Source organism: Actinoplanes sp. NPDC051861 (genome assembly GCF_040681145.1).
GTDB lineage: Bacteria > Actinomycetota > Actinomycetes > Mycobacteriales > Micromonosporaceae > Actinoplanes.
The window spans coordinates 225,775-241,668 of the sequence record NZ_JBFAYE010000010.1 but is presented as its reverse complement, the minus strand read 5'-3'; the positions used below and the strand labels follow the sequence as shown (position 1 = coordinate 241,668).

Genomic DNA, 15,894 nt, shown 5'->3' with positions numbered 1-15,894 from the left:
GCAGTCCACCCTGTTGCCGGTTGTCAGTGGCCGTGGCGGAGGGTGAGGGGGAAGGTTCCCTCGCCGACGTCGGTCAGGGTTCGGGTGTATTGCCTCAGGTAGGTGTCGAGGAAGGGTGAGCGGTCGCCCTGGGTGGGTGCGTCGAAGCGGGGGTTCTGCAGGGCCAGGTTCAGGCGCGCGCGGGTGATGTCGATCGTGTTGCCGCTCGGGGTGTCGCGCCAGTTGCCGCTGTTGATCGTGCCGATCTGAACGCCCAGCTGGTGGCCCGCTTCCAGGGTCCAGTCGGTAGATTTCAGGTCGAAGGTGACGCGGCCCGGTTGTTCGATGAGCGCTACGTTCTCGTCGAACATGACCGCGGTTCCGTCCGGAGCGACGTCCCACAGGCGCACCATGACGTTGCCCGGCGCGCCGGCGTTCAACGTGATCCGCGGGGTGGCGGTGATCCGAAGGCGGGATTCGACCGGCGTGGACCAGGTGAAATAGCTGTGCGTGTCGGCGGCCGCCGACGTCGGCCCGCGTTTGGCGGCGGGTGGGGCGGGATCCGTGTAGTGCTCCATGTCCCACTCCTGGCCGGCGGGCGCGGCGAGCGTCGAGGCGAGGCCGTCGTCGACGTACCGGCCGTCGGCCAGGGCGGCCCTGGTGGACGAGGACGATATCGGCCAGGTCGGCTGTGCCCGCCACGCGCCGGTGTTGTCCTCGATGGCGTAGGCGGGATCGTGGACCGCCGGCTTGCTGCCCTTCAGGTAGCGGTCGTAGAAGCGCATCACCTCGTCGAAGAATCCGGCGCGGCCCATGAGCAGCTGGCCCTGATTGTTCGTCTCGTTGCCGCGGACGTGCTCCCACTGCCCCAGCCAGCCGCGCTCGACGCCGCTGTGATTGTCGAGGTACGTCTCCATGTCCTCGGGCTTGGTGTTGTTCTCGATGAAGCCCTGCGTGACGAAGAGCGGGGTGTTCGTGCCTCTGGCCTGCGCCGCGAGGTCACGGGCGCGCCAGTAGGGCGAGTCGATGTCGGGATTGTTGTTGTTGGTCAGGTTGTCGGCGAGGCACTCGGGGTGGCTCTGCTCGTATGCCGCGTTGGCCCGGTAGCGCTCGGTGTCGTCGGGCAGTGGCGCCATCGTGACGATGCCGTTGTAGGCGTTCGGGGTGGCGGTCACGTTGGGCCGGGGAACCTTGTTGCTGAACAGGTAGTGGTACATGTTCCAGACCGGCTCCTGTGCCACCACGGCCTTCAGCGCGGGCAGGCGAAGGTTGTTGCCGACGAGCCCGGTGACGGCGTCGTACGACTTGCCGTACATGCCCACCTTGCCCGTCGACCACGGCTGGGTGGCCGCCCATCGGATCGCGGCCTTCACGTCCGCCTGCTCGCCCGGGCCCGCCCAGTCGAGGCAGCCGGTGCTCCCGCCGAAGCCACGCAGGTCGACCATGACGTAGGTGTAGCCGCGGGCGAACAGGCCGGTGCCGCTGGTGAAGTCCGCGAACCGGTTGGACGGGCCGGTCCCGGGCCACCCCTCCGGCCCGGTCTGGCCCGCGTGGCTGAAGTACGGGCCGACGGCGAGGATCACCGGTGTCCTGGCCCGCGACGGCAGGTCCGCAGGCCGGAGGACGTCGGCGTGGAGCTCGACGCCGCTGTTGTCGGCGGACGGGAAGTATGCCTCCGTCCACACCGCGCCCTCCGGCACGCGGGGGTTCTCCTCGTGGGTGACGCCCGCTGGGACGGGCGCCGGAGCGGCGACGGCCGCCGCGCCACCCGTCGCCACAGTCGCGACCGCGATCAGCGCGCCGACGGCGGCCGTGGTCAGTGCGCGTATGCTCACATGATCCCCCAAGAAATAGACAGACGTCTCTGCGAGCCTTGACGCTATCGCAGGCGACGCCGCTATTCCTTTTCGGAGGGTGGCGATCCGGCGGGGCGCACCGCGCGCAGGAGCAGCCTCGAGACGTCGACCACCTGCACGTCCTCCGGCGCCCTGCCCTCCTGCTTGCGGGTGGCGGTGCCGTCGGTGAGCATGACGATGCAGTACGGGCAGGCCGCAGCGATGACGTCGGCGCCGGTGGCGAGCGCCTCGTCGGTGCGGGTCTCGTTGATGCGGGTGCCGATGGTCTCCTCCATCCACATCCGGGCGCCGCCCGCACCGCAGCAGAACGACGTCTCGCGATGGCGGGGCATCTCGGTGAGCTGGAGGCCCGGCACGTTGCCGAGGATGTCCCGGGGCGGGTCGAAGACGCGGTTGTGCCGGCCGAGATAGCACGGGTCGTGATAGGTGACGGCGGCCTCGACGGGGTGTTCGGGCACCAGGCGGCCCTCGGCGACGAGCCTGGACAGCAACTGGGTGTGGTGCAGCACCTCGTAGACGCCGCCGAGCTGCGGATACTCGTTGCCGAGCGCGTTGAAGCAGTGGGCGCAGGTGACCACGATCCGCTTCACACCGGCGGCGTCGAGCTTCTCGACGTTCTGTTTGGCCAGCTCCTGGAAGAGCACCTCCTGGCCCAGCCGGCGGGCGGCGTCGCCGGTGCAGGTCTCCTCGCCGCCGAGCACCATGAACTCGACGCCGGCCTCGTGGAGCAGCTCGGCCACGGCGCGGGTCGTCTTCTTGGCGTTCTCGTCCAGCGCGCCGGCGCATCCCACCCACAGCAGGTATTCGATGTCGGCGGGGAGTTTCCCGCCGTCCAGGACGCGTACCTCGAAGGGCAGGCCGGCCGTCCACTCCAGCCTCGCCCGCGCTCCGCGGCCCCACGGGTCGCCGGCCCGCTCCAGGTTGCGCAGCATCGTGTGCGCCTCCTTGGGGAACTGCGACTCGATCAGGACCTGGTACCGCCGCATGTCGACGATGTGGTCGACGTGCTCGATGTCGACCGGGCACTGTTCCACGCAGGCGCCGCACGTCACGCAGGACCACAGGACGTCCGGATCGATGACGCCGCCCTCGTCCGGTGTACCGACGAGCGGGCGACCGGCCTCCGCGAGGACGTCGGCGTTCGTTTGGCCGGCATCGAGCAGGTAGGGCGCCTTGGCCATGGCGTGGTCCCGGAGACCCATGATCAGTAGCTTGGGGTTGAGCGGCTTCCCGGTGTTCCAGGCCGGGCACTGCGACTGGCAGCGGCCGCACTCCGTGCAGGTGCCGAAGTCCAGCATGCCCTTCCAGGTGAAGTCCTCGATGACCCCGCGCCCGATCTTGTCGTCCTCGTCCGGGTCCTCGAAGTCGACCTCCCGGCCACCGGAGTACACCGGCAGCAACGCGCCCAGGGCCCGCGGGCGCCGGGAGAACGCGACGTTGAGCGGCGCCAGGAAGATGTGCAGGTGCTTGGAGTACAGAACGAGCACGAGGAAGGCCAGCACCACGCCGAGCGAGGCGAGCAGGCCCACGGTCTCCAGCACGTCGTTGGCCGTGCGGCCGGCCGGTGCGAGGAGCCGCGCGACGGCCTCCGACGCGAAGGCACCGTACGAAAAAGGGAAGTTTCCGGTGTTGATCTGCGCCCCTCGATAGAGCAGCAGAGTCCACATGACGTTGAAGATCATGAAGAGGACGAGCCAGGCGGGACCGAGGTGCGACCCGAAGAACCGCGATCGGCGGCCCCGGCGCTGCGGGCTCTGGGTCAGCCGGATCACGGCGAAGACGGCCAGGGCGCAGAGCACCGCGACGATGAAGGTGTCCTCGAGGAACCCCAGCCAGGCGTGGGTGCCGATGAGCGGGATGTGGAAGTCGCGGTCGAACAGCGCGCCGAACCCCTCCACGATCGTCGCGAACAGGATCGTGAATCCCCAGAACACCGCGAAGTGCGCCGCGCCGGGGACGGTCCACTTGAGGAGCTTGCGCTGGCCGAGGACCTCGCTCACCAACGCCAGCGCGCGCCCGCCCACACCGCGCGTGCGGCCCGGTTCAGCAGGCTGGCCGGACATGCCGAGCCGGCCGAGCAGAAGGATCCGGCGTCCGGCCACCGCGAACGCGGCGAGCGCGATCGCCACGCCGAGCACGAGTCGCACCGTCACGTCATGCCTCCGTTACGGTCCTGGTGCTGATGACGGGTTGGGCCCTGCGGCGTTCGATCTCCGCGAGCAACTCGGGTACGACCTGGTGCACGTCACCGACCACGCCGAGGTCCGACAGCCGGAAGATCGGCGCCGCCGGGTCGCTGTCGATCGCCACGATCGTCGCGGCGCCCCGCATGCCGGCGCAGTGCCGCTGCGAGCCGGACACACCCAGGGCGAGGTAGAGGCTGGGATGCACGATGGTGCCGACCTGGTCGACCAGCGCCTTCCGCGGGCACCAGCCCAGCTCGGTGGCGGTGTGCGAGCCGCCGGCGGCACCGCCGAGCGCCTCAGCGAGCCGGTTGACCAGGTCGAACGCCGCACGCGAGCCCACACCCCGGCCACCGGTGACGACGACGGCGGCGGTCGACAGCTCCGGCGACGCCGAGGTTCGCCCGGTCCGGGGCCGCACGGTGCGTACCGCGTAGACCCCGGCCGGAAAAGCCACGCGCACCTGGCGCACGGCCGGTGTCGCCGGATCGGGGACGACCGTGATGTGCTCGGTCCGCACCGCGAGAACCGGGACGCCGCGCACCACGCGCGACCTCACCAGGTAGGACCCGCCCCGCACGGACTGCACCGCGACGGGGCCGTCCAGCACGTCGACCACGTCGCTGAGAACCCCGGAGTCCAGGCGGACCCCGACACGGCCCGCGATCTCCAGGCCGTCCCGGCCGGAAGCGATCAGGATGGCGGCGGGCGACGTCCGGCGGGCCAGCTCGACGAGCATCTCCACCCTGGCGGCTGCCGATTGGCCGCCCGGGCCGGGCGCGGGCATCGGATAGATCGTCTTCGCGCCGAACCGGCCCAGCAGGGCGGTGCCGGCCGGGTCGGCCGGGCCACCGAGCACGACCGCCGGCGCGCCGAGCCGCCGGGCGACGGTCAGCAACGCGCAGGTGGCGCGGCGCGTGCCCGTGGTGCCCTCGGCGAGAACCAGAACCTGCCTCATAGGAACTCGCGTTCGGCCAGGAAGTCGGCCAGGCGGACGGCTGTGCTGGTCGGGTCACCCTCGACCAGCGCCCTCGGCCGGGCGGGCCGGTGCGGCGTCACCGCGTCCACCACGCACGCGGCGCCACGGCGGCCGACCTGCGCCGGGTCGATGCTGAGAGTGCCCAGGGACCAGGTGGAGATCAGCTTCTCGCGGGCGTCGACCCGGGACACGTACCTCGGGTAGCGCGGCTCGCCGCACCGCTCGGTGATCGAGACGACGGCCGGCAGGTCGGCGACGAGCACCCGAAGATCGCCGTGCCCGTCGTCCCGGTGGATCTCCACCTTGCGCTCCCGGACCAGCAGCTCGTCGGCGAAGTGGAGACCCGGCACGGCCAGTCGCTCGGCGACCATGGCGGGCACGGCCGACATGCCGGAGTCCGCCGACGCGGATCCGCACAGCACGAGGTCGAACTCGAGACGCGCGGCGGCGGCCGCCAGAACCAGCGAGGTGGCCAGCGCGTCGGAGCCGTGCAGCGCCTCGTCCAGAATGTGCACGGCGTTGTCGGCGCCGAGCAGCAGCGCCGTGCGAAGAGCCTCGCGAGCGGACAACGGACCCATCGTCACGGCGGTGATCTGGACGTCGCGCACCCGTACGGCCAGCCGCAGCCCCTGATCGACAGCGATCCGGTCGCCCGCGCTGAGCACCCCGGGCAGACCACCCCGGTCCACGGTCAGATCAGGCGCGAACGACAGGCCCACATCCTCGGACGGCACCTGCTTGACGAGCACCACGACCCTCACCGCGCGGACCTCCCCGCCTCGGCACTGAACGTGAGTTTAGGACGATCGCCATCGATCTACCAGAGGCGGGCTCAGGCGTTGAAGAGGTACTCCAGGGTGTAGGCGCTGGAGTCCAGCACCATCTCGTTGACCTCGACGCATCGCTGGGTGGCGGTGTGGGCGTGCCGGGTGATCGCGATGACCGGGGTGCCCCGGGGCAGGCTCAGGGACTCGGCCTCGGTGGAGGTCGGCATCCGGCACACCAGGGTCTCGCGGAACATGTCGGGCCCCAGACCGGCCTCGGCCATGCGGGCGTACATGCCCCCGGGACCGGGGCCGGTGTATGCCACCGCGGGCGCCGCGGCCACCACGTCCAGCGGGATGTAGCTGGTCGCGGTCTGGACGATGCGGTCCTCGATGGCGAAGCGGCGAGCGCGGGTCAGCACGGCCGCGCCCGCCGGCACGCCGAGCGCCTCGGCGATGCCGGGAGGCGCGGCGGCCTCCTCGACGACGATGTCGACGACGCGGAGTCGCCCGTTGGTGTCGTGGTCCTGGATCGACCTTCCGGCAGCCCACCAGGACCGCGAGAGCCGGTCGGGAGACGAACGAAGGACCCGCCCGAAGGAGCGGACGTAGAGTCCACGGCCGTGCCTGGCGACGATCACCCCGTCGGCGCGGAGGATGTCGACGGCCTTGGCAACCGTGCCGGTCGGTACCCCGAAGCGCTGTGCCAGGTCCCGGACGGTCGGCAGCCGGTCGCCCTCCACCAGCCGCCGTTCCTCGATGTCGGCGCGGATCGCGTTGGCGATGTCTCGGTAGACCGGTTCACCCATGAGTTCACACTACCCGTGTTCAGCGTGAACACTCCTTCAGTGTTCACGTCCCACGCAGCTCAAATGGACGAGTGCGAGCGATTCTTGTGGTGGGTCCGCGCCAACTGCCGGGCCAGGGGACAGTCCGGGTCTGGCTGGACACCGGAAACGGGAGCGGGCAGGTGATCGCCGTGCCGGCTCGGGACCTTGTCGTGGCCGATCTGGACGACGGGGAAGGCACGTCGGCGATCTACGCGCTCCGCGCGGCACAGGCCGTTCGTTCTATTGAGGACTGTCGATAGCTTTGCCAGGATGGCGGCATGACGACGGGGCGACGGGTGTTCTCGGCACTGTCCGTGGCGGCGCTGGTGGTGGCCGGCGCTCTGAACGTGGCGCCGGCGGTGGCCGCGCCGCCGAATCACGATCCGGACACGCCGTGGCGGATGCGGCACTGGCCGCAGACGCAGCCGTGGCAGGTCGACGAGGCGGTCGCGCTGGGCGGCCCGGCCGGTGCGCCTCAGCCGATCGACCCCCAGCGCTACGAGCTGCCGGACACGATGACCTGGGACGACTACCGGGCGGTGCCGGGCACCGACTGGGCGAACCCGGCGGTGCGCGGCTCGGAGCGCACCTTCAACGGGGCGCTGGTGCTCGTCGATTACCCCAACCAGCCGTTCGTGGTCACCCAGCCGGCGAACTCGACGATCTACGGGAACCCGTCCGGTGTCGGGAATCTGGACCGGTCCGAGGTTCCGGCGTTCTATCGGGACTTCCTCAACACGCCGGGCGCGCTCAACCGGGGTCACACCATCCACGAGTACTGGATGGAGGACTCGAACGGGCGCTTCGGTATCGAGTTGAGCGCGTTCGGCGTGTACCAGATGCCGCACGCGAGCCACGAGTACGGCATCGAGGTTCAGATGCAGCACGGCGAGGGCTGCCCGGCCGACGACGTGTGCGGGCGGAACCTGCGTGGGGACGCGCGCGCCGCCTGGGTCGCGGCGGTCGGCGAGCAGGTCGCCTCCTCGTACGATTTCGTGTTCTTCCTCTCCGCCGGTCAGGACGAATCGTCGACCTGGCAGGAGTTCGGCCCGATGAAGTTCACCACCAAGGAGGACGTCAGCGAGGAGTTCGGGCCGCCGGACGACGCGCTGCCGAACTGGAACGACACGCGCTACGTCGAGTGGACCTCGTGGCAGGCCTCGGCGAACGTCTGGCCGAACGCCACGCAGGGCAGCTCGCTGCAGGCGGAGAGCTCGGGCATGTCGACGTACGCGCACGAGTTCAGCCACATCCTCGGCATCGGCGACAACTACAACAACCCGTACTCGGTCCCGGCGCGCCGCGATTACAGCGGACCGTGGGAGATGCTGAGCCGGGGCACGTTCAACGGTCCCGGCGGACCGCACAGCCGATGGCTGATCCCGGGCGTCGCGGGTTCCTCGATGGGCGCACAGCACATGCTGCGCAACAAGATGAAGCTCGGCATCGTCGACGACGCCGCGGTGCTGAAACTCTCCCGCGACCAGCTCGCCTCCTCCGGCGTCGTGGTGACGCGGGTGACGGCACGTGCGGTCGACCCCGGCGGCCGCCGGCTGGCCGGCATCAACGTGACCCTGGACGGCGGCGACCGCAGCCCGGCCTGTGACACCGCGGCCGACCCCTACTGCGACGGCGGCGGATACAACAACTACACACTCGAGGTCGTCGACCGGATGGGTTTCGACTCCTTCACCCCGGACTCCGGTGTGCTGCTCGCGAAGACGAAGGACGCGGACAACGCGCCGTTCATCTGGACCGTCGACGCCAACCCGCAGGACATCGACAAGGTCGACTTCGTGCTGCCGGACGGCACACCCCAGAAGATGACGATCGGCGACTACCGGCAGCTCTCCGACGCGCTGTTCCACGCCGGGACCGGCTCGGGCAGCCTCTTCGAGTACGCGGACACGGCCAACCGGCTGCACTTCTACGTCCTCGACCGGCGGCGGGACCGGCAGGGTGTGCTCTCGTACGAGGTCGCGGTGCGCTCGCTCGACGGAGCCGGGCCGTCCGTTCGCGGCGTGAAGGCGTCGCCGGCCACGGCCCGTCCCGACTCGTCGGGCTGGGCGCGGTGCGCGGTCCCGATCCGCAACACCGGCCGGGCAGCCGACGTCTTCCGGATCAGCGCGGCCGGGGCGGTGCTGACCCGGGAGGTCGTGGCGGTAGCGGGCGGCAAGTCCTCGTCGGTGGAGGTCTACGTCAAGGGCGCGCCGAGGGTGGCGGTCAAGGTCACCTCGGAGAGCAACCCGGCCGCCACGGCCACCACCTCCTGCACGGTGCGACGATAACGGCCCACAACCGCCACGTATGTGTGATTTACGGTATCGGCAGGATCTGCTCGCCCGAGGTCGTCCGTTTTCCCGATAGGTTCCGGGGTGTGGCCAGGTTGCCGCTCCTCGAACGACTCGACTCGGGCGATCACCTCTGCTTGATCGTCGACGATGACATCGCGGGCCGCGAGGCGCTCACCGACGCGGTGCGGGCCGGTCTCCGCGGAGGAGACAGGGTCCTCTACTGCAGCGCTGACACGGTCGAGGCTCTCGGCCGTCTGAGACCCGCGGTCGAGGCCATCGCCGGCGGCGACCTGCGGGTCCGGCCGATCGAGTCGTCCTATCTCAGCGCCGGTGTCTTCCACCCGGCCGCGGCGCTGCGCTTCCTGCGCCAGGAGGTCGATGACGCGCGCGACGCGGGTTACCGGGGCCTGCGCCTGCTCACCGACATGTCCTGGGCGAGCCGCTCCGCACCGGGTGTCGACAGGCTGCCCGAGTACGAGGCCGAGGCCAACACGATCTTCGCGGAGGGCTACGCGATGGCCGTCTGCGCGTACGATCCCCGGCTCTTCGACCCCCTCAGCCGGCGCGGTCTCGCGCAGGCTCATCTCGGCACGGTGGCCACCGGTGAACCGTTCGACCCGTCCTCGGCGCTGCGCGTGCGACCAGTTCGGGAGCCCTTCGGGATCCGCCTTCTGGGCGAGGCGGATCTGCTGAACCACGCGGCGCTGCGAGCCGTGATCGATCATCTGCTCGGCAGCCTGCCGGGCGAACGGGCGACAGCGACCGTCGACCTGACCCAGTTGCGCTTCATCGACACCGCGGCGGCCCGGGTCCTGCTGCTGGCGTATCAGCGGGGCGCGGGCCGGTTGAAGTTCGTCGGCCGGCCGACGGCGCTGGCTCGCTTGTTCGATCTGCACGGTGCCGGCGAGCCCGCCGGCACCGTTTGAACGAAGCACCGCCGAGTGCGTCAAGAAGGAATACCTGATGATGTTCCACCATCCGGCTCTGCTGTACTCCCGTAGCGCGGAGTACCTGGGTTCGGTCGCCACGTTCGTCCGGACCGCGGTGCGCAACGGTGATCCGGTCCTGGTCGCCGTCCCCGGGCCGAACCTGGAACTGGTGCGGGACGCGCTGTCGGACCTCGGCGACCGGGTCGCCTTCGCGGACATGGCGGTCGCCGGCCGCAACCCGGGCCGGATCATCCCCAGCGTCCTGCTCCGGTTCGCCACCGAGCATCCCGGCCATCGGGTCTCGATCGTCGGCGAGCCGATCTGGCGGGACAGGTCGGCGATGGAGTATCCGGCCTGCGCCGCACACGAGGCGCTGATCAATGCGGCGTTCGCCGGCCGGGACGCCGCCATCCTGTGCCCGTACGACGTGGGGCAGCTCGACCCGTCCGTGGTCGCTGACGCGTGGTCCACCCACCCGACGATGATCGAGGACGGTCTCCTGCGCGACAGCGACCGTTACGCCGATCCGGTGGCGACGGCCGCCGCCTTCAACCGGCCGCTGCCGCCACCCCCGCCGTACGCGGATTCGCTGGTGTACGGCCCGGCGCTCGCCGCCGTCCGCTGCTTCGTGCGGCGGCACGCGGCGGCACACCTGCCCGAGAATCGAGCGGAGGAGCTGGTGCTGGCCGCGAGCGAGGTCGCGGCCAACACGATCGAGCACACCGCGGGCCGCGGCACGCTCGCCGTCTGGGCCGAACCGGGGATGGTCGTCTGCCAGTTCCGGGACGCCGGCCACCTGACCGATCCGCTCGCCGGGCGCATCGTCCCCCCGAACACCCGGCACCGCGGATTCGGACTGGTCCTGACCAACGAGCTGTGCGACCTGGTGCGAATTCACTCGCACCCGTCCGGCACCACGATCCGGCTGCACAAACTGTGCTGAACGAACCCGGCGCGGCCGCTGGGCGACCGCGCCGGGGACGAGGCAGAACTGCTATCTCACCGTGACGGTGAAGGTGGCTGTGGTGCTGGCGAGAGTGTCCCAGGCGGTGACGTGCACGGTGTAGGTGCCCGCCTTGGCGTACGTGTGCGTCCCCGCGACGACGCCGTCCGAAGCAACCGTCGCGTCCGCCGGGGCCGCTCCGTCGCCCCACTGGACTCGGGCGTGGTAGCCGGGTACTCCCCCAGTCACCGTGCCCAGCGCCGCCGCGAAGGGCTGGCCCGCCGTGGCGGTCTGGTTCGGCGCCGTCGACAGGGCCAGGGCCGGACGGGGTGTGCCGTCGTCGGCGATGGCGAAGACGTGGATGCGGCCTGCCGAGCCGGGGTCACCGGTCTGTTCGGGCAGGGTTACCGAGACCAGGGTCTTGCCGTCCGGGATCTGGTACGGCGCGGTGGCGAACAGGAACGGCACCGCGCTGTCCTGGTCCGTGCCGTGCAGGCGGTACGCGGACTTGGCGACGACGATGTTGCCGTACGCCGGAGTGCCGTTCGCGTTGCCGCCCAGCGTCCAGTCGCTCATCTGGATCGGGATGCTCGCGGTGCTGCCGTCGCTGAACTTCGCCGTACCGCTGGTGCTCTGGTTGCCCTGGGTGCCGGCGCCGATCAGCGAGATCGTCTTGGCGTCGGCGGGCAGGTTCAGCGCGATAGTGCGGCCGTTACCGCTGGCGTTGTCCGGCTGTCCGGCCGGGATCACCGGCAGGGTGAACCGCAACCCGGTTCCGGGCACCGCTACCGGCTGTCCCTGGGTGACGCCGGCCGCCGCGAGCGCGGACCGTGAGTACGCCCAGTTCTTGGCGTCGCAGTTGGCGCCGAGCACCCCGTCGTCGCCGATGCAGACCGTGTCGAACGCCGCGGTCAGCCCGGACTCCGGTGTGTAGGCCACCTCGACCCCGACCGGCGCGGAGTCCGAACCGCTGCCGTCGGTGACGGTGACCGTGGCCTGATACCGGCCCGGCTGCGTGTACGTGTGCGAACCGCTCACGCTGTACACCGCTCGCGACGTCAACACCGTGGTCCCGGGGGTGGCCGGTGTGCCGTCACCCCAGTCGATCGTGGCCTTGTAGCCGCTCGCGGTGCCGCCGGTGACGGTGGCCAGCGGAGCCGCGACAGGGGTTCCGGAGAGCGCCGGCACGGCAGCCGCGCCGGTGACCGTCACGTCCCCGCCACCGAGCTGGACGTCCCCGCCCGCGAGCAGTTCGATCTCGGCGAGCGTCGGCTGCGCGGCACCGGTGGTCTTCGTGACGACCAGGCGGAACTGCGAGTAGTGCCCCGGCTTGTCGATCTTGAACGGCCGGGTCTGCTTGCGCCACGCGAACACCTCGCCGCTGCGGGAGTCCACAGTGGTCCACTTCTTGCCGTCGCGGGAGCCCAGCAGCTTCCAGTCCGCCGGGTCACCGGGGGCCGAGCCCGAGGTGAGCGTGTAGTAGCTCGGCTCCTGCTTACTGCCCCGGTACGCCCAGGTGACCTCGGCGGCACTCGCCTGAGTGCCCGACGAGTCGTCGAACAGCGCGGGCGCGTTCGTGTCGCCCAGACCGGGACCGGTCGTGTCCTGCAGCGGCTGCGGCGCCTCGTTGCCCCTGGTCAGCGAGTCCGGTGCGTCGTGCGCGCCGGCACCCCAGGACGAGGGCTTCGGGCCCATCCGGAACTCGATCGTGCCGCCACGCCGGAAGACGTCCGTGTCGACGGCGAGGCTGTGCTGCGACCGGCCGTTGATCTTGACGCTTTGCACGTACACATTCCGGGTGTTGTTGTTCTCGGCCTTGACCACGATGTCGCCGGTGGGGCGGTGCACGGTCATCCGGGTGAACTGCGGCGAGCCGATGACCCAGTCGCCGGAGCCGACCTGCAGCGGGTAGATGCCGAGCGAGCTGAGGATGTACCAGGCGGACATCTCACCGTTGTCCTCGTCGCCGAGGTAGCCCTGGCCGATCTCGCTGCCGACGTAGAGACGGCGCAGGATCTCCCGCACGAGCGACTGCGTCTTCGACGGCGCGCCGACGTAGTCGTACATGTAGGGGATGTGGTGCGAGGGCTGGTTGCTCATGCCGAGCTGGCCCATGCGTACGGCACGCGCCTCCAGCATCTCGTGGATGACACCGCCGTAACCGCCGGGGCGGTCGGCCTTCTCCGGTGTCGCGAAGAACTCGTCGAGCTTGTCCTTCAGCGCTCGCCGCCCGCCGTAGAGGTTGGCCAGGCCCTGCCCGTCCTGCTGCGCGGTGAACGCGAAGTTCCAGCCGTTCGTCTCGGTGTAGACGCCGCCCCAGTCGAGCGGGTCGCCCTCGAGGAAGGTGCCGTTGGCCTCGCGTCCCTGGAAGAACTTCGTCTTCGGGTCGAACAGGTTGACGTAGTTGCGGGCCCGCTGGAGGAAGTACGCGGACTCCTCCTTGAGCTGCTCGCGCCGGGCCCGCGGGGTCGCCGGGTCGGTGGCCAGCTCGGCGGCCATGTTGCCGATGCCGAAGTCGTTGATGAAGCCCTCGAGCGCCCAGGACACCGACTCGCCGGTCGAGGTCGGGGTGTAGCCGAGGAACAACGACGTCTCGATGCCCTTGCGGCCGACGGCGCTGCGCCCGGAGGCCACCGTGGCGTTCTTCAGCGCCGAGTCATAGGCGCCCAGAGGATCCGGAAGATCAACACCGAGGAGGTACGCCTCCGCGAGCGCGACGTCGGAACTCGTGCCGGTCATCAGGTCGGCGTATCCCGGCGAGGACCACCGTGCCACCCAGCCGCCATCGCGGTACTGCTGGACGAAACCGTCGGCGATCCGGGCCGCGACGTCCGGGTAGAGCAGCGAGTACGCCGGCCAGACGGTGCGGTAGGTGTCCCAGAAACCGTTGTTGACGTAGATCCGGCCGTCGACGATCTTCGCGCCGGTCGTGGTCGGGGTCGACGTGCCGGTGGGTGCGGAGACCGGGCTCGCGTACTGCCAGCGCGGCTGCGCGGCGGTGCCGGTGTTCTCCGACTGCGAGTTCGGGTACAGGTTCAGGCGGTACAGGTTGGAGTACAGCGTGACCAGCTGGGTCTCGGTCGCGTCGCGCACCTCGACCCGGCCGAGCCGGTCCTTCCACGCCGCCGTCGCGGCCGCGTGGATCTGGTCGAACGTGCGGCCGGTGACCTCCAGGTCAAGGTTCTTACGGGCCTGGTCGACCGAGATGAACGACGTCGCGAACCGCAGGGTCACCCGCGTGCTCGTGGTGAGGTCGAACGTGGCGGCGGTGGCGGTCGAGGCGGACGGCGCCCGGTCGAACGCACCGGAGACGAACATCCGGCTGCGGCCGGCGGACAGGCCGCTGCCGTTGTCGACCCAGCCCGTCAGCGTGCCGTCGGCGCCGATCGTGAACGTGCCGTTGTGCAGGGCGAGGCTGCCGGAGGCCGAGCCCGCCGCGAAGTCGAACTGCATGATCGCGCCGTGGTCGGTGGGCGACATCTGCGCGGCCAGGCCGTTCTGGAACACGACGCGGTAGAGGTCGGGACGGGCGATCTCGTTCCGGTGGTCGAACGCGAGCGCCCGGGTGCTCGGCTGACCGGTGAGGTTGCCACCGGCCGGCACCGGCATGACCGACATCTGGTTGCGGTCACCCATCCACGGGCTGGGCTGGTGCGAGATCGCGAGGCCCTGCAGCGTCGGCAGGTTGGCCGGGTTGTTGGCGCGCTGGTACTCGTACTCCCACGAGTTCGAGGTGGCGTTGGTGACCGGCGTCAGGAAGTTGAAGCCGTTCGGCAGCGCCGTGATCGGCAGGTTGTTGCCGCGCGAGAACGAGCCGGTCGAGTTGCTGCCGCGGCGCGTGTCGACGTAGTTGGTGAGCCTCGACGCGTCGATCGGCGCCGGCGTGCCCACGATCGCCAGGTCGTCGATCCAGCCCTGGAAGCGGGTGTCGGCGACGGCGGCCGGGTTGTCGTACGAGAGCAGGATCCGGTCGATCGTCTTGCCGTTCGCGACCGCGCCGAGGTCCGACTGCACCGCGTTCCACTCGTCGGCGAACAGCGCCTTCGACGCGCCCTGCCCGGCCGCGGTGAGCGCGTTGCCGTGCTGGTCGACCGGATTGCGCCGGCTCAGGTAGCTGCCGTCGGTGAAGTGCAGGTCGACGGCCGCGTACGTGGACGGATACGTCAGGTTCTCCGCCGTGAGCTCGGGGAAGATCTTGTAGGTCAGCCGCGACTTCGGCCCGACCGGGATGTTCACGTCGTAGAGCTTGTTGGTCGCGTACGAGCGGCCGTCGCCCTGTGCGGCTCCGGCGTAGCGCAGCGACGCGACACCGGTGAACCCGGCGCCCGCCTTCATGTTGGCGCCGCGCGTGGGCCCGGTCCCGGTCTCGGTGACCATCGGGGTGGCCGGGGGCCGGACGTCCGAGCCGTCGCTGATGTCCCACTCGGCGAGCTGGATCAGCGACTCACCGGAGTTCGCGGTGATGTTGAGCCGGTAGTGGGCGTAGGCGGTGGTGTTGGTGAACGTGTACGTGTTGGTCGTGAACCGCCCGCTGAAGCTCTGGCCGGTCCGCCGGTCCAGATCGGCCCATTGCGTGCCGTCGGCGGAACCCTGGAGCGTGAAGTCCTTCGGGTCCCGGCCGGCCGCGTCGTTCGCCGAGGTCAGCGAGTACTTGACGACGGTCACCGGCTCGGCGAGACGGTACGCGGCCCAGCCGGTGGGGCTGAACGCCAGCCATTTGCTCGACGTGTCGCCGTCCTTGAGCTTGGTGGCGACCTCGTTGGGCGGGTTCTCGGCACTCGCGGTCACCGCGGTGACCTTCTCCAGGACACTGCCCGGCAGCCCGGTGCGGACCGAACCGGTCAGGTTGCCCTGGATCGGCTTACCGTCCGCACCGACCTCGGCGGTGCTCGCGGTGGCCTGCGGGTCACCGGACTCGAACGAGGACGCGAAGTCGCCGGCCGCGGGGGCGGCGATCGCTGCGGAAGGGACGGTGAGCAGGCCTATTGGTAGAAGTAGCGCGGCAACGACAGCAGCCGACCTCATGTGCGCTCCAATGAAAATCAGGACACAGTGGACACCCTGAGTAGAGATCATCAGCTTCACGCGCGCCGGGCAACACTGTCAAGAAACTTTGGAAATCAAATGGAAATAGTCT

9 protein-coding genes are annotated in these 15,894 nt (G+C 70.2%); 3 read left to right on the top strand and 6 right to left on the bottom strand.

Features of this window, described 5'->3' with window-relative positions:
- Positions 1-23: 23 nt before the first annotated feature.
- The 5 genes from AB0M02_RS26005 to AB0M02_RS25985 form a co-directional block, all read right to left on the bottom strand.
- Complete coding sequence (locus tag AB0M02_RS26005; protein ID WP_364230979.1) at positions 24-1,814, bottom strand: CocE/NonD family hydrolase; 1,791 nt, start codon at positions 1,812-1,814, stop codon at positions 24-26.
- A gap of 62 nt (positions 1,815-1,876) precedes the next feature.
- Positions 1,877-3,988, bottom strand: coding sequence for a (Fe-S)-binding protein (locus AB0M02_RS26000; protein WP_364230977.1), 2,112 nt, complete (start codon positions 3,986-3,988; stop codon positions 1,877-1,879).
- 1 nt (position 3,989) lies between these two features.
- Positions 3,990-4,976, bottom strand: coding sequence for an electron transfer flavoprotein subunit alpha/FixB family protein (locus tag AB0M02_RS25995; protein WP_364230975.1), 987 nt, complete (start codon positions 4,974-4,976; stop codon positions 3,990-3,992).
- Positions 4,973-5,758, bottom strand: coding sequence for an electron transfer flavoprotein subunit beta/FixA family protein (locus AB0M02_RS25990; protein WP_364230973.1), 786 nt, complete (start codon positions 5,756-5,758; stop codon positions 4,973-4,975). Before AB0M02_RS25990 ends, AB0M02_RS25995 begins: the two co-directional genes overlap by 4 nt.
- A gap of 71 nt (positions 5,759-5,829) precedes the next feature.
- On the bottom strand, positions 5,830-6,570 hold the full coding sequence (locus tag AB0M02_RS25985; protein ID WP_364230971.1) for a GntR family transcriptional regulator: 741 nt from the start codon (positions 6,568-6,570) through the stop codon (positions 5,830-5,832).
- Positions 6,571-6,869: 299 nt separating this feature from the next.
- Between AB0M02_RS25985 and AB0M02_RS25980 the strand changes: the two genes are divergently transcribed.
- The 3 genes from AB0M02_RS25980 (at position 6,870) to AB0M02_RS25970 (ending at position 10,757) form a co-directional block, all read left to right on the top strand.
- The gene (locus AB0M02_RS25980) at positions 6,870-8,879 is read left to right on the top strand and encodes a M6 family metalloprotease domain-containing protein (protein WP_364230968.1); all 2,010 of its coding nucleotides are present in this window, start codon (positions 6,870-6,872) and stop codon (positions 8,877-8,879) included.
- Positions 8,880-8,968: 89 nt separating this feature from the next.
- Entirely contained in the window at positions 8,969-9,811 is an 843-nt protein-coding gene (locus AB0M02_RS25975) for an MEDS domain-containing protein (RefSeq protein ID WP_364230966.1), read from the top strand.
- Between the two features lie 37 nt (positions 9,812-9,848).
- A complete protein-coding gene (locus tag AB0M02_RS25970) occupies positions 9,849-10,757 on the top strand; it encodes a sensor histidine kinase (protein WP_364230964.1) in 909 nt (302 codons plus the stop codon).
- A gap of 51 nt (positions 10,758-10,808) precedes the next feature.
- On the opposite strand, the gene AB0M02_RS25965 is transcribed toward AB0M02_RS25970, so the two are convergent.
- Entirely contained in the window at positions 10,809-15,782 is a 4,974-nt protein-coding gene (locus AB0M02_RS25965) for a GH92 family glycosyl hydrolase (RefSeq protein WP_364230962.1), read from the bottom strand.
- Between the last annotated feature and the right edge of the window lie 112 nt (positions 15,783-15,894).